The following is an 18,843-nucleotide window of genomic DNA, read 5'->3' as shown; positions in this document are numbered from 1 at the left end:
CTATGCGTCCTCCGGTGTCTTTTCCAGTGTGTAGCTGTCTTTCAGGACATTCTTGCGGACCTTGCCGGCGGCGGTGCGCGGCAGGTCGTCGACGACGGTGAAACTCTTCGGAATCTTGTAGGGCGCCAGATGGGTGCGGCACCAGCCGGGAAGACTGCCCGTGTCGACCGTCTCGCCGGGACGCGCGATCAGGAAGGCCGCGCCGACCTCGCCCCACTTTTCGTCAGGCACGCCGATGACCACCGCCTCAAGGATTCCGGGATGGCCGACCAGCACCTTCTCGACCTCGGCCGGATAGACGTTCTCGCCGCCGGAAATGTACATGTCCTTGATCCGGTCGACGATGTAGTAATAGCCGTCCTCGTCGCGCCGCCCGACATCCCCCGACTTCAGCCAGCCGTCGACCGTGAAGGTTGCGACGGTCGCTTCGGGATTGTCCATGTAGCCCGGCGTGATGTTCGGACCGCGGAACTGGACCTCGCCTTCACCGGGACCTTCCACCATGCCGCCGTCACCGTCCACCAGCCGGACATCCGTCATGATCTGCGGCTTTCCGACGGAACCGATCTTGGCGGCCGCGTTGGCCTTGTCCATCAGGAACACGGTCGGACCGGTTTCCGTCATGCCCATGCCGTTGCAGATGGTCACTCCCCGGCTCTGGAATTCGACAAGAAGATGTTTAGGCACGGGCGCGCCGCCGCAGCCGAGCGACCGGACGGATGAAAAATCCGTCTTGCCGGCGCGGGGCGACAGCGCAAGCGCCTGATAGATCGCCGGCACGCCGAAGAAGCAGGTCACCTCGCCCGAGCCGATCAGGGTCAGGACGGTGTCGGCGTCGAACTTGCGCAGCACGGTCGACACACCGCCGTTCAGGAAGATCGGCAGGGTCGGCAGGTTGATCCCGGCCGTGTGGAACAGCGGCAGGAAATTGACGCCTTTCTCGCCCACGGAAAGGCCTGTCGCCTGGCAGTAGTTGATCATGTTGGCATAGGCCATGCCCGCGGTCTGGATCACCGCCTTGGGCAGGCCCGTGGTGCCGGATGTGTAGAGCAGGTACCAGGGCGTGCTTGCCTTGATGCGCCCGCAGCCGATCGCCGCAGGACTGGAGCCGTCCAGAAGCGCATCCAGCGCGCTCGTTGCCGTCCCGGACGCACCGATCGGCAGCAGATCGATCCCGGTCCCCGCGGCGAGTGCCCCGGCGGCTTCGGCCAGGCCCGCGTCGTGAAAGAGCAGCTTCGCCTCCGAGGCTTCCAGGATCGGCGTCAATTCGGCGGCGGGTTGGCGCCAGTTGAGCGGTACCAGCAGGATTCCGGTCTTCTGGGCTGCGAACAGCAGCACGAAGAAGTCCGGATGATTGTGGCACAGAACCGCCATGCGGTCCCCTTTTGCCAGCCCCCGTCCAAGGAGCAGATTTCCCAGCCGGCTGGCACGATCATTGATCTCGCCGAACGTGAATTGCCGGCCGGTCTCCTGGTCGATGAAAGCGGTCGCGTCGGGCGTCAGCTCGGCCCTTTTCGCGGCCATGTCGGTCAAAAAATCCATGTGTCCTCCCAAACACCCGGAGTGAGCGGCAGCCCGTCGCATCAGTGGCGTGTTTCAGGCGCGTTTCCTCGTGAAATCCTTCATGCCTTGCAGCGTGCCCTGGCGGCCGACCAGATCCAGAAAGCGCGTCTTTTCCTGGTCGAGACGCCGGCGCACGGTTTCCCGCCGCAAGCCGTCCCAGATGTTTTGCCGCGTTGCCTGGTGGGTCTGGGCAAACCCCCGGCCAAGATCCGCAACCCAGCCGTTGACAGTATCGATAAGCCCGGCCCCGGGGCAGGCCTGCGCGGCAAGCCCCAGTTCCACGACCTCCGCAGCACTGATGCGGGTATTTCGGTACTGGATCGCCAGGGCTCGGGCGGTGCCGATCCGGTCCGGCAGCAGCGCCGTCCAGCCCCCATCCGGTCCGAAGCCGACCGCACTGTAATAGGGCTGCACAAAGGCGGTATCGGCGATGGCGACCAAGTCGGCGGCAAGCATCAACCCCGTCGACCCTCCGGTGACCGGGCCGTTGACAGCCGCCATCACCGGCGCCGGAAACGCCAGCAGGTCGAGGATGGTGTCATGCAGACCGCCGACCAGAAGGTCCGCATAGGCCCGCAGCTCGATCTGCGAGCGGGCATGATCCAGAAACCCGCCGAGGTCGCCACCGGTCGAGAAACTGCTGCCGCGCCCGGAAAGCACCAGCGCCTCCGGGTCCCTTTCCGCCGCAGCCGCAATCGCGGCGCGCAGATCGGATATCAACGCGGGAATCAGCGCGTTGTGCCGGTCCGGCCGGTTCAGCCAGAGCCAGATAGCATCTTCGCGGACCTCGGTTTCGACAAAGCTCATGGCCCCGGTCTCAAGGTTCCTTCCTTCACGGCTTGATGCCGTTGGCGATCAGGTCATAGGCGCTTTCGACCAGGTCCCGGATCGGCTTGTCCGACTTGAACACCACCAGCTGCTCACCGAGCGACCGTGCTATTCCCATCAGCGCCCAGGCGCGTGTCTCGCTGTCGCCTTTCGAAATCTGGCCTGCCGCCTCGGCGGCTTCCAGCCCCGTGCGATAGCCGGCAGCGAAGGTCACGTAATATTCTTCATAGGCCGCCGGATCGACGAACAGGGCCTCCTGAACGATGCGATAGAGATCCGGGTGGGCCCGGACAAATTCCAAGAAGGCATGAAGACCGGCTTTCTCCGCCTCCAGGCGATTGCCGATGCCCTGCGTTGCCTCGGCGATCGTGTGCCGCACCAGCCGGCCCATTTCCAGAACCAGTTCGGAGAAGACCTGTTCCTTGGTGGTGAAATAGATATAGAAAGTGCCTTGGGCGACACCTGCCTCGCTGGTAATGTGGCCGATGGAAGCATCATTGTAACCCTTGGCGCCAATGACCTTCTCCGCGGCGGCCAATATCGCCCGCCGCGTGGCTTCTCCGCGAGCGGTCTTGGGCTGGTTGCCTGCCGTCCTGTTCGGCACGTCTGCCACTTCGGCCGGTTTGCGCACGTCCACTATCCTCCCGAGATCCTGAAACATGAATCAGTATTCATGTTTGATATCCGAAAGCAAGAACCTTCTTCCCAAATGGGTTGTTTTCGTGGAATTCGAGGGATCCGGGTCCTTTGCCGGATAGACTCAGCACTCCAAAACATGCAAAAAACAATATATGACGTTTGGACGCAGCCAGGCTTTTGACCTTGATCAAGGCCAAAAGTTTGTTAAGCAGTTTTGAATGACACTAATGTAGCTGCTAGTCTGGATCAGGACGGATTGGATCGAGACTGGAGAAAGCCGCGCGGGACGCGAGTTGCGCGGGCAGGAGAGAGGCGCTGGCAAAGGTGCCCGCTTAGAGAGGATCCTGAGCATGGACGTGAACGCGTATCTGGAAGAACGCCTGGGCAAATTGCATGACAACGGGAATTACCGTGTCTTTGCCGATCTCGAACGCCAGGCAGGCGATTTTCCGCGCGCGAAACGCTACCGCGAGGATGGTTCCGTCCAGGACGTGACCGTCTGGTGCTCCAACGACTATCTCGGCATGGGCCAGAACGACAAGGTCGTCTCCGCCATGCAGGATGTCATTTCCAAATGCGGCGCCGGCGCCGGCGGCACCCGCAACATCTCCGGCACCAACCACTATCACGTGCTCCTGGAGAACGAGCTGGCCGATCTGCACGGCAAGGAAGCCGCGCTGATCTTCACGTCCGGCTACGTGTCCAACTGGGCGGCCCTCGGCACGCTGGCTTCCCAGGTTCCGGGCATGATCGTCTATTCGGATTCGCTCAACCACGCCTCCATGATCGAGGGCATCCGTCATGCCCGCTGCGAAAAACGCGTTTTCAAGCACAACGACGTCGAGGATCTGGAGCGCCTGATGGCCGCTGACGATCCGGACGCGCCCAAGCTGGTGGCCTTTGAAAGCGTCTATTCCATGGACGGCGACATCGCGCCGATCAAGGAACTTTGCGACGTCGCCGACAAGTTCGGGGCGCTCACCTATCTCGATGAAGTCCATGCCGTCGGCATGTACGGTCCGCGCGGCGGCGGTGTCGCTGAACGCGAAGGCCTGATGGATCGTCTGACCATCATCGAAGGCACGCTCGGCAAGGCCTTCGGTGTCATGGGCGGCTACATCACCGGGTCGAAGACCGTGGTCGACTTTATCCGCTCCTTTGCCTCCGGCTTCATCTTCACCACGGCCCTGCCGCCGGCGCTGGCCGCGGGCGCGACCGCCTCGATCCGCCACCTCAAGGAAAGCCCCTTCGAGCGCAAGGCCCACAAGGACCGGGTCGCCCAGGTGCGCGCCGCCCTCGACAAGCGCGGCATCCCGCACATGGAAAATCCGAGCCACATCGTTCCGGTGATGGTCGGCGACGCCAAGAAGTGCAAATGGATCTCCGACATCCTGCTGGAGACCTACGGCATCTATGTGCAGCCGATCAACTACCCGACCGTGCCCGTCGGCACCGAACGCCTGCGCTTCACCCCGACCCCGCTGCACACGGCCGCCGACATCGAACACCTGGCGGACGCGATCAACGACCTGTGGTCGCAATGCGCCCTGGCCCGGGCCGTGGCGTAACGCCAATCGGCATTGCTGATTTTTGAGAACCCGCGTCTCGATGAGACGCGGGTTTTTCCGTACCATTTTCTCCACTTCGTCATCCCATGCGTGACCATGGGCCTGCCCTCGACGAAATCGGGGGATCCATGCCGTCTCCGTCCCACACATGCAGTGCGCATTGGGATACGCAACGGCATGGATTGCAGGGTCAAGCCCACTGCTGTCCGGATAAGCAGGAGCCACTGTGCGCAAACAGACGTCGCCGCTTGTTCCCCTCTCCCCCCTGGAGGGTGAGATGTCTCCGACAGGAGACAGAGGGGGGGGCTCACCCTCTCAGCAGACAAGACTCTTTCCAAATTCGAGGAACCGCTGCGCCCCCCTCTGTCCGGTTCCCGGACATCTCCCCTCCAGGGGGGAGAGGGGCGCAAGTGGTAAGGCGCTGCGTGTCCCGGAACGGCCCGGGGCCCTGGTCCCGGGCCTGCGCTCCGCCTGCGAAGACAATCCGGGGATGACAACCACCCTGCCCTTTTCCCTCCCCCGCCCTAGCTATGTCCGGGTGCCTGTTTGCGGGGAGCGATGCCGATGCGGAGTGTTGTTGCGGTTCTTGTGTGGTGCCTGCTGCTGGTACCGCCCGCCCACGCCGAGGAACTCGACCTCGAACTGGTGCTTCTGGCCGATGCCACCGGATCCATCGACGAGAACGAAATCCGCTTCCAGCGGCGCGGCTATGCCGAGGCAATCACCTCGGCGTCCGTGCTCAACGCCATCTCCAGCAACATCTACGGCAAGATCGTCGTCACCTATGTGGAATGGGCGGACATGTTCTCGCAGGATGTGGTTGTCGACTGGACGGTGATCGACGGCAAGGCCGCCGCGGACGACTTTGCCGCAAGACTGATGGAGGCCCCGCGCCGGGCATATGGCCGCAACGCCATCGGTGCCGCGCTCCTGAAAGGCAAGGAACTGATCGACACCAATGAATTCCAGGGGCTGCGCCGGGTGATTGATCTGTCCGCCGACAGTGCCAACAACTGGAACGGCCCGACCATTTCCGAGGCGCGCGAGGCTGTGGTCTCCTCCGGCATCGTCATCAACGGTCTCGCCGTCCTGTGCCGTCATTGCTCGGGCAGGCCGGTCGCCTATGACCTCGAGGACCGGTTCTACCGCGACATCATCGGCGGCCCGGCGGCATTTGTGGTCACCGCCGACAGTGCGCAAACCTTCGCCGAAGCCGTCCGGAAGAAACTGATCCTGGAAATCGCGTCGAAGCGGGAAACATCCCGCCGGATCCTCGCGCAATCGGCACCGCCCCGCCCGCCCGGGGTCGCTTTTGTTCGCGCCCGGTTCCTCGCAGGATCCCGCTGAACCTACCCTTAGGGAAAATCACGGTTGCCACACGGGAGTGTCATCTGCTTATCATTTGAGTTGTCGGGCCCCGCTTGCCCTAATGGCGCCGTGGGCCCTGGGAGAAAAATGGATGACCACCGGTCTTCTGATGCTGGCAATGTTCACCGTCTGCTACACGTTGCTGGCAAAGACCCTGTCCAACGGCATTCTTACCGCGCCCATCCTGTTTGTCGGCTTCGGCTACGCGATGGCCCAGACCGACCTCTTCCCCCTTGTGGAAGCCGAAAGACTTCTGCATGTCGTCGCCGAAATCGCGCTGATCATCCTGTTGTTTCTGGATGCCGCGCAGATCAACCTCAAGACACTGCGCGAGCGCCACCAATGGCCTGTGCGCATGCTGACCATCGGTCTGCCGCTGGCAGTTGTCATCGGCACGGCGGTAGCCGCGCCTCTTCTTGCCTCCGAACCGCTGATCGTCGCCGCGCTCGCCGCGGCCTTGCTGGCGCCGACCGACGCGGCGCTCGGCCAGGCCGTCGTCACCAACGAGGCCGTGCCGGAACGGGTCCGCCGGGCCCTGACCCTGGAAAGCGGCCTGAATGACGGCCTGGCCCTGCCGGTGATCCTGCTCTTTGCCAGCCTTGCCGGCGAAATGATGCAACCGGCCGCGACCGACTGGCTGGTGTTCGGCGCAAAGCAGCTCGTGTTCGGTCCCCTTGTCGGCGGCCTCATCGGCGCTGTTGGAGGCGTGCTGTTCCTCACCGCCAAACGCCGCAAGATGACAACAGCCACCATCGAGGGCATCGGCGCGATCGCGCTGGCTGGCGGCGCCTACCTTGCAGCGGACATGGTTGGTGGCAACGGTTTCATCTCGGCCTTCGTCGCCGGCCTCTTTTTCGGCAATGTCATCAAGGGCCAATGCGCCTTCATCTACGAGTTCACCGAAAACGAAGGCCAGATGCTGTCCTGGGGAGCGTTTTTCCTGATCGGGCTCGCGCTGGTGCCGGATGCCGTTGTCCATCTCGACGGTGCAACGCTCGCCATTATCCTGAGCAGTCTTCTGGTCGTGCGCCCGCTTGCCGTCTGGCTGTCCTTGACCGGCACCGATGCAGCACCGCTGACAAAGCTGTTCTTCGGCTGGTTCGGTCCGCGCGGACTGGCCACGGCCCTCTTCGCATTGCTCATTGTCGACCAGCTCGATCACGAGATTGGCGAACAGCTTCTGAACCTGGCGGTCAACGCCGTCTGGATCAGCGCCGTCCTGCACGGCATCACCGCCGTACCCTTTGCCAAGTGGTATGGGGCGCGCATTTCCGCGAGCGAGGGCGCTGCAGAAATGAAGGCGGTGCCACCGATGCGACCGGAGATGTTCGTCGACGAGATTTGAACGACCGAAGAGCCAGGGCGAAAACGCCGTTAGCCGGGGGAAAGCATGAAGAAACAAGTTGTTGCCACCTTGAGCACTTTGCCGGACCGGGAGCCGCAATACGCCCTTGTTGCCGATGTCGACCTGGTCGTCGTCCGCTTCGATGATGACGTTTCGGTCTTTTACGGCCGCTGCCTGCACCGGGGCGCCCTCATGTCGGACGGGTATGTCCAGGGCGACAACCTGATCTGCGGGCTGCACTACTGGGACTACCGGCTCGACAGCGGCGTCTCGGAATACAACAACTCGGAAGCCCTGCCGAAATTCACCTCCTGGGTCGAGGGTGACGACATCCTGGTCGACGGGGATGAAATCGCGGCATGGGCCAGGGACCACCCGCAACCGTTCCAGCGCAACCAGTATCTCGGCCTTTATGCCGACACCAGCCATGGCACCGAGGAAGAGCCTTATACCGGCCTGATCCAGCAATATGCCCGCGACGGCTTGTCGAAGACCGGCCATCACGGCCGGGTCGATGCCATGGGCGTGCCGCGCGCGCAGTTGCCCGACTGGGACGACATCCAGATCCTGACCGCCCAGCTGCAACGCTTTCCACTGCTGGAGGAGGACCCGGTCGGTACGGATGTCGTTATTGGCCCGAACGCGCAAAAACCGCTGCATCTGAAGATCCCGCTGTTCGTTTCCGACATGAGCTTCGGTGCCTTGTCCGAACCCGCCAAGATCGCCCTTGCCCGAGGCGCAGACCTGGCCGGCACCGGCATCTGTTCCGGCGAGGGCGGCATGCTGCCGGAGGAGCAGGAGGCCAATTCCCGCTATTTCTACGAGCTCGCCTCGGCCCGCTTCGGCTTTGACTGGGACAAGCTCTCCAGGGTCCAGGCTTTCCATTTCAAGGGTGGCCAGGGCGCCAAAACCGGCACCGGCGGCCATTTGCCGGGCGCCAAGGTCCGGGGCAAGATCGCCGAGGTCCGCGGCCTCACGGAAGGCGAGGACGCGATCTCGCCGCCGCGCTTTCCGGACTGGACGGACACGACCCAGATCAGGGACTTCGCCGACGAGGTCCGAAGCCGCACCGGCGGCATTCCGATCGGCTACAAGCTCTCCGCCCAGCACATCGAGAAGGACATCGACGCGGCGCTCGAGGTTGGTGTCGACTACATCATTCTCGACGGCCGCGGCGGCGGCACCGGTGCAGCCCCGATCATCTTCCGCGACAACATTTCCGTGCCGACCATCCCGGCGCTGGCCCGCGCCCGCCGGCATCTCGACAAGCTCGGACGCCCGGATGTCACGCTGGTAATCACCGGCGGCCTCCGCAAACCCGCGGATTTCGTCAAGGCGCTGGCCCTCGGCGCCGATGCAATCGCCGTCTCCAATTCGGCCATGCAGGCCATCGGCTGTATCGCCATGCGGGCCTGTCACACCAACAACTGCCCGGTCGGGATCGCCACCCAGAAACCGCATCTGGTGAACCGCCTGCAGATCGAGAAATCCGCGCGCCAGCTGACCAACTTCTTCGAGGCGTCGGTCGAACTCATGCAGGTCATGGCGAGGGCCTGCGGCTATTCGCACCTCAACCAGTTCAATCCGGACGACCTGACCACCTGGAAACGGGACATGGCGGATCTTTCCGGAGTTGCCTATGGCGGGGTTGCCTGAACGGATAACAGTGGGAGGAAGATGATGGACGCCCAGAATCTCGACTGGATCAAGGTCGGCCATACCAATGACCTGGCCGAGGGCCGGGTCAAGACGGTCACCGCCCGCACAACCTCGATCTGCCTGTCCCATTTCGACGGCCAATGGGCGGCGATGGACAATCACTGCCCGCATCAGCGCGGTCCGCTCGGCGAAGGTTCGATCGAAAAGGGCACGGACGGCAAATGCTGGATCCGCTGTCCCTGGCACGGCTGGGATTTCGACCCGCTGACCGGCGCGTCCCCGGGCGGTCACGAGGACAGCGGCCAGAAACTCTACCCGCTGAAGATCGAGGACGGCGAGATCTTCGTCGGTCTCGAACCGGAACCGGAGCATGAGCGCACGGTCACCGATGTCATGGCCGAGACCATGGTCAACTGGGGTGTCCGGCGCGTCTTCGGCATGGTCGGTCATTCCAACCTGGGTCTGGCCGACGCCATACGGCTCCAGGTGAACCAGGGCAATCTCGGCTATGTCGGCATCCGCCACGAGGGGGCCGCCGCCTTCGCTGCCTCCGCCTATGGCAAGCTCACCGGCCGGCCCGCCGCCTGCCTGACCATTGCCGGGCCCGGTGCCACCAATCTCCTTACCGGCCTGTGGGATGCCAAGGTTGACCGCGCACCAGTGCTCGCCCTGACCGGGCAGGTCCAGACCCAGGTCTTCGGGCCAGGTGCCTTTCAGGACATCGACCTGAAATCGGCCTTCGAGGCGGTGTCGAAATTCTCCCAGCCGGTGCTGTCGACCTCCAACCACGCGGAGCTGATGTCGCTGGCGCTGAAGACCGCAATCGTCGAACGCGACGTCGCCAACCTGATCTTCCCGGACGATGTCCAGACGATCCCCAGCGGCAAGCCCGCCGCCGGCCCGGAAGGCCGGATGGGCGGAACGGAAATCACGCCGTCACCGGATGATCTCGCCCAAGCCGTGGAGATGATCAATGGCGCCGAGCGTCCGGCCATGGTCCTTGGCTATGGCGCCAAGAATGTCCGTGACAAGGTGATCGCGCTTGCCGAGAAGATCGGCGCGCCGGTTATGACCACCTTCAAGGGCAAGGGCTTGATCGCGGACACCCATCCTCTTGCTGCCGGGGTGCTCGGCCGGTCGGGAACCCCGATCGCGAGCTGGTTCATGAACGAGGCCGACCTGATCATTTCGCTCGGCTCCTCCTTTGCCAACCACACCGGGATCGCGCCCTACAAGCCGATCATCCAGGTCGATTTCGAGCGCATGCAGCTTGGCAAGTTCCATCCCGTCTCCCTGCCGGTCTGGGGCGAGATCGGCACCTTTTGCGAGGCCATTGTAGACCGGGTACTGAAACCGGGCGGCGCACCCGACCAGAGGGAAGAACTCGTCGAGCGATGGGCGATCTGGCGCGAGGAGAAGGAACGCCGGCTGACGGAAGACCGTGGCCAGGGCATTCATTCGGCCGCCGTCTTCAAGGCACTCACCGAACTCTGCCCGGAGGACGCGATCATCCCGGTCGATGTCGGCAACAACACCTATTCCTTCGGCCGCTATTTCGAGCCGCGCGGCCAGCGCATCCTGATGTCGGGCTATCTCGGCTCCATCGGCTTCGGCCTGCCGGCCGCCATCGGCGCCTGGTGTGCGACGCAGGATTTCGCCGATTACAGGGGCCGGAAGGTGATCTCGATATCCGGTGACGGCGGCTTCGGCCAATACGCCATGGAATTCACCACGGCAGTGAAATACGGCATGAATATCACTCATATACTTCTGAACAATTCCGAGCTCGGCAAGATCTCCAAGGAACAGCGCTCCGGCGAATGGCCCGTCTGGGAAACCGGCCTCACCAATCCGTCCTTCGCCGCCTTCGCCCGCCTGTGCGGCGGTCACGGCCACAGGGTGACGGAGACTGCGGAGCTGAAGGACGCCATCCTTGACGCCATCAATCACGACGGCCCGTCCCTGGTGGAAATCATCACCGACGCGGACCTGGTGTGATGGCGGCAATTCGCCAGCTGTCATCGCGGCCGCAGCGAAGCGGCGAGCCGGGACCCAGTACTGCCAAGAAACAGTGTTGTCCACCGACGACCGGCTATGAGGGCCCCCGGGTCCCCGCTTCCGCGGGGATAACACCTTGGCATAACACCAGCCTCTCTTCGTCATCCCATGGCTTGACCCACTGCTGTCCGGTTAAGCAGGAGCCTCTGTATGCAAACAGGTTTCGCCGCTTGTTCCAGTCTCCCCCCTGGAGGGGGAGATGTCTCCGACAGGAGGCAGAGGGGGGCTCAACCTCTCAGCATACAAGGCCTTTTCCGAATACGAGGAACTGCTGCGCCCCCCTCTGTCCGGTTCCCGGACATCTCCCCCTCCAGGGGGGAGAGGGGTGCAAGTGGTAAGGCACTGCGTGTCCTGGACTAGGAGAAGCGTAAATATCGACAATGAATCAATGACCTGTTGTAACTGAGCCGCGTTAAACCGGACAGCAGTGGATCAAGCCCTGCAATGACGAATATCGAGAGCGAGCAAGCTGTTGGCACAGCTTTGTTTTCGGTTAAGCTCAAAACCTGGAACGGAGCTCGCGACCACGGAGACCTGATGTGCAGACAGCATCCATTCTGATCGAGATCGGCCGCTATTACCTGATGGCCGGGGGCGTGGTCGCCGTCCTGTTCCTGGCGATCGGCATCGACCGGGTGGAACCGTCCTCCCGCGGCTCCTATGTCTTCCGCCCCCTGCTCGTTCCCGGCATCTGCCTGATCTGGCCGCTGGTCCTTTATCGATGGATCCGGCTGGAAAAGCACGGCGAGGACGCAAGATGAAACGCGCCCACCGAACGGCACACGCCCGCATCTGGACGTGGCTCGGCATCCTGCTACCGCTCGCTTTCTTCGCTATTCTGGCCCTGCGCCAGTCCCCACCCGCCGACCGGCCTGCCTTGTTGATCGAGGCGCCTGCCGGGGAGGTCTCGCAATGAGCGTTCAGTACATGCCGGTCATCTGGAACCGGAACAAGATCGTTTATGACGCCGTGCTGCTGATCGCCGTCGCGCTCTATCTTTACGTCTATATCCGCGTCGGCCCGGCCTTCGAGGATGTGACCAGGCCCATCGACGGCGCCATCCTGCGCATGCGCGCCTTCGGCAGCTGCGCGTTCCTGATGCTGACCGTGATCCTGTGCATCGGGCCGCTGGCCCGGCTCGACCGGCGTTTCCTGCCGCTGCTCTACAATCGACGCCATTTCGGCGTCATGACCGCAGTCATCGCCGCCGTCCATGCCAATTACGTGCTCGGCTGGTATTTCAACTTCTCGCCGACCGACCAGTATGTCGCCCTGCTGTCGTCCAACACGAATTACGGCCAGATCCTGGGCTTCCCCTTCGAGGCGTTCGGCATCGCGGCGCTGCTGATCCTGTTGGTGCTGGCGGCGACCAGCCATGATTTCTGGCTGAGCTTTCTGGGCGCGCCGATCTGGAAAGCGCTGCACATGTTCATCTACGCGGCCTATGCCTGCGTGGTGCTGCATGTCGCGCTCGGCGCTTTGCAGGGGCCGGGCGATCCAATTTTCACCGCGCTCGTCGCCGCCAGTGTCGTTCTGGTTTCCGGCCTGCATTTCGTCACCGGGCGCATGGAGGCGAAGCGCGATCGCGGCGAACAGACCGCGCAGGCTTCGCTGCAAGAGCAAGGCTGGGTCATTGCCGGCGATCTGGACGAGATCGACGACACCTGCGCCAAGGTGGTCACGCTCTCCGACGACGAGCGCGTGGCGATCTTCAAGTATGACGGCAAGCTGTCGGCCATCACCAATGCCTGTGCGCACCAGAACGGCCCGCTCGGCGAGGGCAAGGTGCTGTGGGGCTGTATCACCTGCCCCTGGCACGGCTACCAGTACAATCTTGCCGACGGCCGTGCTCCGGCGCCTTTCACCGAGAAGATCTCCACCTACCGGCTGAAGCTGGTCGGTTCGACCATCCTTCTGGACCCGAACGCCCTGCCACCCGGAACCCATGTCAACCCCATTGAATTCGGAGGGGACTCATGAGCTGGCGACAGACCAAGGACGCCCCCTTCTTCGTCGGCTACCTGAATGCCGTGCCGAAACCGCTGGTGACCTTCCTCGCCGTCTTTTCCCTGTGTTTCGCCGGCGGGCTCGGCCTCGCCGCCCTGGCGCTGTCATCGACCCAGAACGATCCCGGCAACGGCGGCTTCCAGTGGGGCAACCGCTTTGAACATGTCGGACTGCTGGAGCTCAGGCCCTACCCGGTCCTGCGGGTGCCCGCCGACGGCGACACGCCCGCCCGCACCTACATGCTGGCGGGTCAGGGCAAGCGCGGCGTCTTCGAACAGGCGGAAGCCAACAAGGGCAGCCCGGTCTCGCTGCGCGGGGTGCCCGTCAATCGCGGCGACCTCACCATGATCCAGGTCGGCGGGGTCGAAGCGGCCGAAGCCCGCTTCGAAGGCGGCTTCCCCTCGGACGCCGTCCCGCTCGGCCGCTGGAAACTCACCGGGGAGATCTGCGACGGCAAATGTTATGCCGGTGCGATGCGCCCGGGCCGGGGCCTTGCCCACAAGGCCTGCGCGAATCTCTGCCTGACCGGCGGCATCCCGCCGGTCTTCGTCTCGTCCGGCGATGTGAAGGGCCGCAATTTCTTCCTGATGGCGGACAGCGACGGCAAGCTCCTCGGCGATGAACTCAAGCCGTTGCTGGCGCTCTATATCGAGGTCGAGGGCGACGTCGAGCAGCTCGACGACCTGATGGTGTTCAAGGCGGACCTGTCGACAGCGAGGGTGCTGAAATGAGCGACACACCGCAAAAACCGGCCTGGCAGACCATCCTGATCTCGCTCATTGCGACTGCGGTTTTCGTGACAGTCGCCTATTTTGTGTGGACCTACGCCAATATCGGCGTGCGCAGCTGGGACGTCACAAGAGGCTCACTGCTGACAGACCTGCGGTTTTTCGTCGGCCTGCTCGCCGTCTTTCTCGTACTGACTTTCCTCGACCGGATCGTCGAATTCGTGAAGGCGAAACGGAGCGGCGGGCACTAACCTGCGTCTCCCTCTCCACCCGCGAAAGCGGAATAAGGGCAGAACCACACACTCGTCCTCATCCTGAGGAGCGCGCCTGCGCGCGTCTCGAAGGATTCACCGCTTGTTCCAGAGTGGGCCGCCCATCCTTCGAGACGGGCCTTCGGCCCTCCTCAGGATGACGCATCATTTTGGTCCACGGCTTTATTCCCGCACCAGACCCAGCAGCAGATCGTTGAACTTTTCCGGCTCTTCCATGTGCGGGACGTGGCCGGAGTCCTCGAAGCCGTGGAAATGATAGTCGGGCACGTTGTCGGCGTGCCAGGCGTGGACGCCCGCGCCGTAGAGCTGGCTCTTCAGCCCGGCGGCCAGATGAAAGGGGACGGGAAAGTCTTGCAGGAGCGGGCGGAAATCCTGCGCGGTCAGCGAGGCCCACATCGGCCGCAGCATTTCGGGATCTCCGGCGGCAATTTCCTGGCGCGCGAAGGCGACCAGATCAGCGGCCGGCTCACAATCGGCCGCAAACAGCCTGCGTGCGATCCGGCCCGGCAGTTTCGGCCAGTCGGCGACCATGCCGTCGAGAAAATGCTTGTTGAGTTCGGCATTGAGGCCGTTCAGCGTGCCGTTGGACCAGTCCGGTGCATTGAGCACCTTGGGCGACATGTCGACCGCTACGAAGCTGGAGATCCGGTCGGCACCATAACGCTCGATCAGCGCATAGGAAACCAGCGCGCCCATGGACCAGCCGACAAGAACGATGTCCTCGAGTTCCCGGTCCGCCAGCGTGGAATAGACCGCGTCCGCCGCCGAAGCAATGCTGAGCGGCAGGCGGCCGGCCGTCCGGCCATGTCCGGGAAGGTCGGGAACGATACAGCGCGCATGGTCCCTCAGCACCTGGATCTGCGGCTGGAAGAACCGTCCCGGACAGGACCAGCCATGGATCAGGACCAGCGGCCGCCCGGTTCCTTCATTGCGGATATGCAGCAAATTGTCGTTCACCCACGCCCAGCCCGTAATCGCCCGACAATGCCCGTCGGGAAGAAATAAACCGACAAAATAAACAGGACACCCAGCCAGAGCAGCCAGCGCTCGGGTGCCACCAGCGTCGACAGGAACGGCACCGCGCTGGTCGCCTCGGCCGCCACACCCATCAGGTTCTGCAGATAGGTCTGCGCCAGGATGAACAGGGTTGCCCCGAGCACCGCTCCGTAGAGCGTTCCCATGCCCCCTATCACGACCATCAGCAGAATGTCGATCATGATTTCCATGGACAGCGTCGTCGCCGGACCGGTGTAGCGCAGCCAGATCGCCAGCAGCGAACCGGCCAGCGCCGCCATCACGGCGGAGAGCACCGTTGCGGTGGTGCGGTACCAGACGACACGGTAGCCGATGGCCTCCGCCCGGAAGGCATTGTCACGGACGGCTTTCAGCGTGCGCCCGAAGGGCGAGTTGACGATCCTGAGCATCACCAGGAACAACATCGCGGAAGCGAAGAAGACAAGATAATAGGCCATCAGCTTGCCGTTGATGCGCACGTCGAGGATCTTCTCGTCGATCAGCTTGAAAGCCGGGGTCAGCTCCCGCGGGATCCGGTAGTTGAGCCCGTCCTCGCCGCCGGTCAGCCAGGACATCTGCGACACCAGAACGGCAAAGGCACTCGCCACCGCAAGTGTCACCATGGCGAAGAAGATCGCCTTCACGCGCAGGGAAAAGAGCCCGATCACCAGCGCGAACACCGCTGCCACAACGGCACCGGCCACGGTTCCCCAGACCAGCGAAAAATAGCTTGGCCCCGTCGCCGACAGGGCCAGCGCCGTGCCATAGGCACCGATGCCGAAGAACATGGTGTGGGCGAAGGAGACGATGCCGGTATAGCCGAGCAACAGATCGTAGCTCGCCACCAGCACAATGAAGATGCAGATCCGGGCCGCTGTCTCCAGCGACTTGGTGCCGGGAAACAGGAACGGTGCGAAGGCCAGCGAAATCAGCACGATCAGCAGCAGGACAGTGAGCAGGCCGCTGCGCGGCGTGTCGCCTGAGAGAAGTCTTGTCAGCATGATCTTCCCCTATTTCGCCTTGACGACCGGATAGAGGCCCTGGGGCCGCCACATCAGGATCGCCACCATCAGGGCGATCGTCGAGATCAGCGCCACTTTCGGGGCCAGGAAGGCCGTGTAGTTGGCGAGCAGCCCGACCAGCATCGCGCCGATGAAGCAGCCTTCGACCGAGCCGAGCCCGCCGATGATCACGACGATGAACACCAGCACCATGATCTCGGAACCCATATGGGCAGTGATCGTCTCCTGGTAGAGCCCCCACATGACCCCGCCGAGACCGGCCAGCGCCGAGCCGGTCATGAAGACGATCAGGAAAAGGCGGCGGATGCGGTAGCCGAGCGCTTCGACCATCTCGCCATTCTCGACCCCGGCGCGCACGAGCAGGCCGACCTTGGTGTTCTTCAGGATGTGGCGCATGGCCAGAAACAGGGCGAGCCCGATGCCGACCGCCACCAGCCGGTATTTCTCGATCGCCGCCTCGCCGATCACCCAGGACCCCTGCAGGGCCTCGGGGCGCGACAGATGCAGCTCGTCCGGGCCCCAGACCACGTAGATCATCTGCTGGGCGACGATCAGCCCGCCCATGGTCACCAGGATCTGTTTCAGGTGCTCGCCGTAAACCGGCATGACGATCACCCGCTCGAAGGCCAGCCCCAGAAGCGCGGTAACCAGCATCGCCGCCAGGATGGCGATCAGCACGGCGGCAAGGTTCATCATCACCGAGGGCGAGGCGGTCCAGCCCGCCAGCCAGGCGAGCACGGTGAACCCGACAAAGGCGCCGACGGCGACAAAGGCCCCGTGGCCGAAATTGATCACGTCCATGAGACCGAAGACGACCGTCAGGCCCGAGGCCATGATGAAGATCATCATGCCCATGGCGAGGCCCGCCACGGTCAGGGTCAGCCAGCTGGCCGGGTTGCCGATCGCGACAAGGCCCACGAACGCCAGGATCGGGACCAGCATCACCGGCAGTTTCTGGAAGACCTGTTCGCTGAAGGGGACCTTCTCGATCCTCGGTTTGATCGATGTCTCGCTCATTGATGCGCCTCCAGGCTCAGTCCCATGAGTTTTTCCTGCAAGGCGGCATCTCCCGCCAGCTCGGCCATGGATCCGGAATGGATGATCCGGCCGTCGTCCATCACCGCGACGGTGTCGCCGATGCTGGAGGCCATGGCAAAATTCTGCTCCACCAGGAGGATGGTGGTGTCGGTTTCCTTGAGCTCCCTGAGCGCATCGGTCATCGCCTTGATGATCGCGGGCGCCAGGCCCTTGGTCGGCTCGTCGATCAGGATCAGGCGGCGCGGCTCGATGATCGCGCGGGCGACCGACAGCATCTGCTTCTGCCCGCCCGACAGCGTGCCTGCGGAGGAATTCCAGAAGGTGCCGATCGGCGGGAACAGCTCCCTGATCCAGGCGAGACGCTTGTCGTCGACCGGACCATTGGCGGCGGCCAGCATCATGTTTTCCGCCACGGTGAGATCGGTGAAGATGCCCATGTCTTCCGGCACGAAGGCAATGCCCCGCCGGGAGATTTCCGGCGTCGACAGTTTCGTTATCACGTGATCTTCGAAGCGGACATCGCCCTGGCTGGCGGTCCACAGCCCCATGATGGTGCGCAAGGTGGTGGTCTTGCCGGCGCCGTTGCGGCCAAGCAGGACCGTGACACCGCCCACCGGAACGGTCAGGTCCACGCCCTGCAGAATATGATAGGGCCCGATATGGGTGTGCACGCCGGAAAGCGTCAAAAGATTGTCGGCCATCACGCAGCCTCCCCGGAGGTTTCCGGTGCCTTGCCGAGATAGGCCTCCTGCACGACCGGCAGCGCGATCACCTCCGCCGGGTCGCCGTCGGCGACCAGTTCGCCATTGTGCAGAACGATGATGCGGTCGGCGAGCGTGCGGATCACGTCCATCTTGTGCTCGACCAGCAGGATGGTGCGGTCCATGTCGCTTTTAAGCTTCTGGATCAGTTCCAGGATCACCGGCACCTCGTCGACGCTCATGCCGGCGGTCGGCTCGTCGAACATCAGCACCTGCGGCCCGAGCGCGATCAAAAGCGCCACTTCCAGCTTGCGCTGGTCACCGTGAGGCAGGGCCGAAACGGTCTGGTTCGCCTGGTCGATCAGCCGGACCTCGGAGAGCACGTGATCGGCCCGCTCCAACAGCTCCACATGGCTTTCGGCGACGGAGAACAGGTCGAAGCCCTTGCGCGCCTTCGCCTGCGCCACCAGGCGGACATTCTCGCGCACGCTCAGGGTCGGAAACAGGTTGGTCAGCTGGAACGCCCGGCCGATGCCGCGGTCGGTGCGTTCCGGCACGGACAGCCTCGTGATCGTCTCGCCGTTCAGGAGAACGCTGCCCGAGGTGGCTGTGAGCTGTCCGGAGATCAGGTTGAAATAGGTGGTCTTGCCGGCGCCGTTCGGTCCGACGATGGCGGTCAGCGTGCCCCGGTCGAAACTGCAGGAAACATGGTCGACCGCCACATGGCCGCCGAAGCGGATGGTCAGGTCCCTTGTCTCAAGAATCGGGTGTTCCTTGGCCACGATTGTGTTCCCAGGTTAATCGAAGAGGTTGTCGGGCAGAGCCCGGCCGATTTCATCATTGCCCGGCCGGGGGATCAAGTTGAGGTGGCGCCGGAGTTGGTCTTTTCAGCGCCGCACACTCCGGTTCACCTCTCCCCTTGGGAGAGGTCGGCCTGAAAGGCCGGGTGAGGGGACAAACGTCCGAACGATACGGTGAAATCCGCCCCCTCACCCCGGCCCTCTCCCATTGGGAGAGGGGGCTTTTCATTGGC

18 protein-coding genes are annotated in these 18,843 nt (G+C 63.4%); 10 read left to right on the top strand and 8 right to left on the bottom strand.

The window, feature by feature from the left end; translation table 11 throughout:
• The 3 genes from O6760_RS12760 to O6760_RS12750 are packed head-to-tail and all read right to left on the bottom strand — an operon-like array spanning position 1 to position 3,022.
• Positions 1 to 1,542, bottom strand: coding sequence for an AMP-binding protein (locus tag O6760_RS12760; protein ID WP_269585737.1), 1,542 nt, complete (start codon positions 1,540 to 1,542; stop codon positions 1 to 3).
• A gap of 54 nt (positions 1,543 to 1,596) precedes the next feature.
• Complete coding sequence (locus tag O6760_RS12755) at positions 1,597 to 2,370, bottom strand: enoyl-CoA hydratase/isomerase family protein (protein WP_269585736.1); 774 nt, start codon at positions 2,368 to 2,370, stop codon at positions 1,597 to 1,599.
• Between the two features lie 25 nt (positions 2,371 to 2,395).
• Positions 2,396 to 3,022 carry a TetR/AcrR family transcriptional regulator gene (locus O6760_RS12750; RefSeq protein WP_269585735.1) on the bottom strand — a complete coding sequence of 209 codons (627 nt, stop codon included), beginning with the start codon at positions 3,020 to 3,022 and terminating at the stop codon, positions 2,396 to 2,398.
• 358 nt (positions 3,023 to 3,380) lie between these two features.
• Here O6760_RS12750 and hemA point away from each other — a divergent pair, with 358 nt between their 5' ends.
• From hemA to O6760_RS12700, 10 genes are all read left to right on the top strand, one after another.
• A complete protein-coding gene (gene hemA / locus O6760_RS12745; protein WP_269585734.1) occupies positions 3,381 to 4,598 on the top strand; it encodes a 5-aminolevulinate synthase in 1,218 nt (405 codons plus the stop codon).
• 564 nt (positions 4,599 to 5,162) lie between these two features.
• On the top strand, positions 5,163 to 5,945 hold the full coding sequence (locus O6760_RS12740) for a DUF1194 domain-containing protein (RefSeq protein ID WP_269585733.1): 783 nt from the start codon (positions 5,163 to 5,165) through the stop codon (positions 5,943 to 5,945).
• A gap of 112 nt (positions 5,946 to 6,057) precedes the next feature.
• Positions 6,058 to 7,311 carry a cation:proton antiporter domain-containing protein gene (locus O6760_RS12735; protein WP_269585732.1) on the top strand — a complete coding sequence of 418 codons (1,254 nt, stop codon included), beginning with the start codon at positions 6,058 to 6,060 and terminating at the stop codon, positions 7,309 to 7,311.
• Between the two features lie 45 nt (positions 7,312 to 7,356).
• A complete protein-coding gene (locus O6760_RS12730) occupies positions 7,357 to 8,967 on the top strand; it encodes a glutamate synthase-related protein (protein ID WP_269585731.1) in 1,611 nt (536 codons plus the stop codon).
• Positions 8,968 to 8,988: 21 nt separating this feature from the next.
• Entirely contained in the window at positions 8,989 to 10,968 is a 1,980-nt protein-coding gene (locus O6760_RS12725) for a thiamine pyrophosphate-dependent enzyme (RefSeq protein WP_269585730.1), read from the top strand.
• A gap of 599 nt (positions 10,969 to 11,567) precedes the next feature.
• A complete protein-coding gene (locus O6760_RS12720) occupies positions 11,568 to 11,789 on the top strand; it encodes a hypothetical protein (protein ID WP_269585729.1) in 222 nt (73 codons plus the stop codon).
• Positions 11,786 to 11,944 (top strand): hypothetical protein, encoded by a 159-nt coding sequence (locus tag O6760_RS12715; protein ID WP_269585728.1) that lies wholly within the window; start codon positions 11,786 to 11,788, stop codon positions 11,942 to 11,944. The genes O6760_RS12720 and O6760_RS12715 overlap by 4 nt, the downstream gene beginning before the upstream one ends.
• A complete protein-coding gene (locus tag O6760_RS12710; RefSeq protein ID WP_269585727.1) occupies positions 11,941 to 13,008 on the top strand; it encodes a Rieske 2Fe-2S domain-containing protein in 1,068 nt (355 codons plus the stop codon). The genes O6760_RS12715 and O6760_RS12710 overlap by 4 nt, the downstream gene beginning before the upstream one ends.
• Positions 13,005 to 13,766 (top strand): hypothetical protein, encoded by a 762-nt coding sequence (locus O6760_RS12705; protein ID WP_269585726.1) that lies wholly within the window; start codon positions 13,005 to 13,007, stop codon positions 13,764 to 13,766. Before O6760_RS12710 ends, O6760_RS12705 begins: the two co-directional genes overlap by 4 nt.
• Entirely contained in the window at positions 13,763 to 14,014 is a 252-nt protein-coding gene (locus tag O6760_RS12700) for a hypothetical protein (protein ID WP_269585725.1), read from the top strand. Before O6760_RS12705 ends, O6760_RS12700 begins: the two co-directional genes overlap by 4 nt.
• 183 nt (positions 14,015 to 14,197) lie before the next feature.
• On the opposite strand, the gene O6760_RS12695 is transcribed toward O6760_RS12700, so the two are convergent.
• Genes O6760_RS12695 through O6760_RS12675 form a run of 5 tightly spaced genes read right to left on the bottom strand, consistent with a single transcriptional unit; the run spans position 14,198 to position 18,595 of the window.
• The gene (locus tag O6760_RS12695; protein ID WP_269585724.1) at positions 14,198 to 14,992 is read right to left on the bottom strand and encodes an alpha/beta fold hydrolase; all 795 of its coding nucleotides are present in this window, start codon (positions 14,990 to 14,992) and stop codon (positions 14,198 to 14,200) included.
• Positions 14,989 to 16,050, bottom strand: a complete 1,062-nt coding sequence (locus O6760_RS12690) for a branched-chain amino acid ABC transporter permease (RefSeq protein WP_269585723.1) — start codon at positions 16,048 to 16,050, stop codon at positions 14,989 to 14,991. Before O6760_RS12690 ends, O6760_RS12695 begins: the two co-directional genes overlap by 4 nt.
• A gap of 9 nt (positions 16,051 to 16,059) precedes the next feature.
• Complete coding sequence (locus O6760_RS12685) at positions 16,060 to 17,088, bottom strand: branched-chain amino acid ABC transporter permease (RefSeq protein WP_269585722.1); 1,029 nt, start codon at positions 17,086 to 17,088, stop codon at positions 16,060 to 16,062.
• The gene (locus tag O6760_RS12680) at positions 17,085 to 17,810 is read right to left on the bottom strand and encodes an ABC transporter ATP-binding protein (RefSeq protein ID WP_269585721.1); all 726 of its coding nucleotides are present in this window, start codon (positions 17,808 to 17,810) and stop codon (positions 17,085 to 17,087) included. Before O6760_RS12680 ends, O6760_RS12685 begins: the two co-directional genes overlap by 4 nt.
• The gene (locus O6760_RS12675) at positions 17,810 to 18,595 is read right to left on the bottom strand and encodes an ABC transporter ATP-binding protein (protein WP_269586268.1); all 786 of its coding nucleotides are present in this window, start codon (positions 18,593 to 18,595) and stop codon (positions 17,810 to 17,812) included. Before O6760_RS12675 ends, O6760_RS12680 begins: the two co-directional genes overlap by 1 nt.
• Positions 18,596 to 18,843: the final 248 nt, after the last annotated feature.

Source organism: Roseibium sp. Sym1 (genome assembly GCF_027359675.1).
Classification (GTDB): domain Bacteria; phylum Pseudomonadota; class Alphaproteobacteria; order Rhizobiales; family Stappiaceae; genus Roseibium.
Note: the sequence above shows the minus strand (reverse complement) of the source record. Positions and strands in the feature narration are given on the sequence as shown.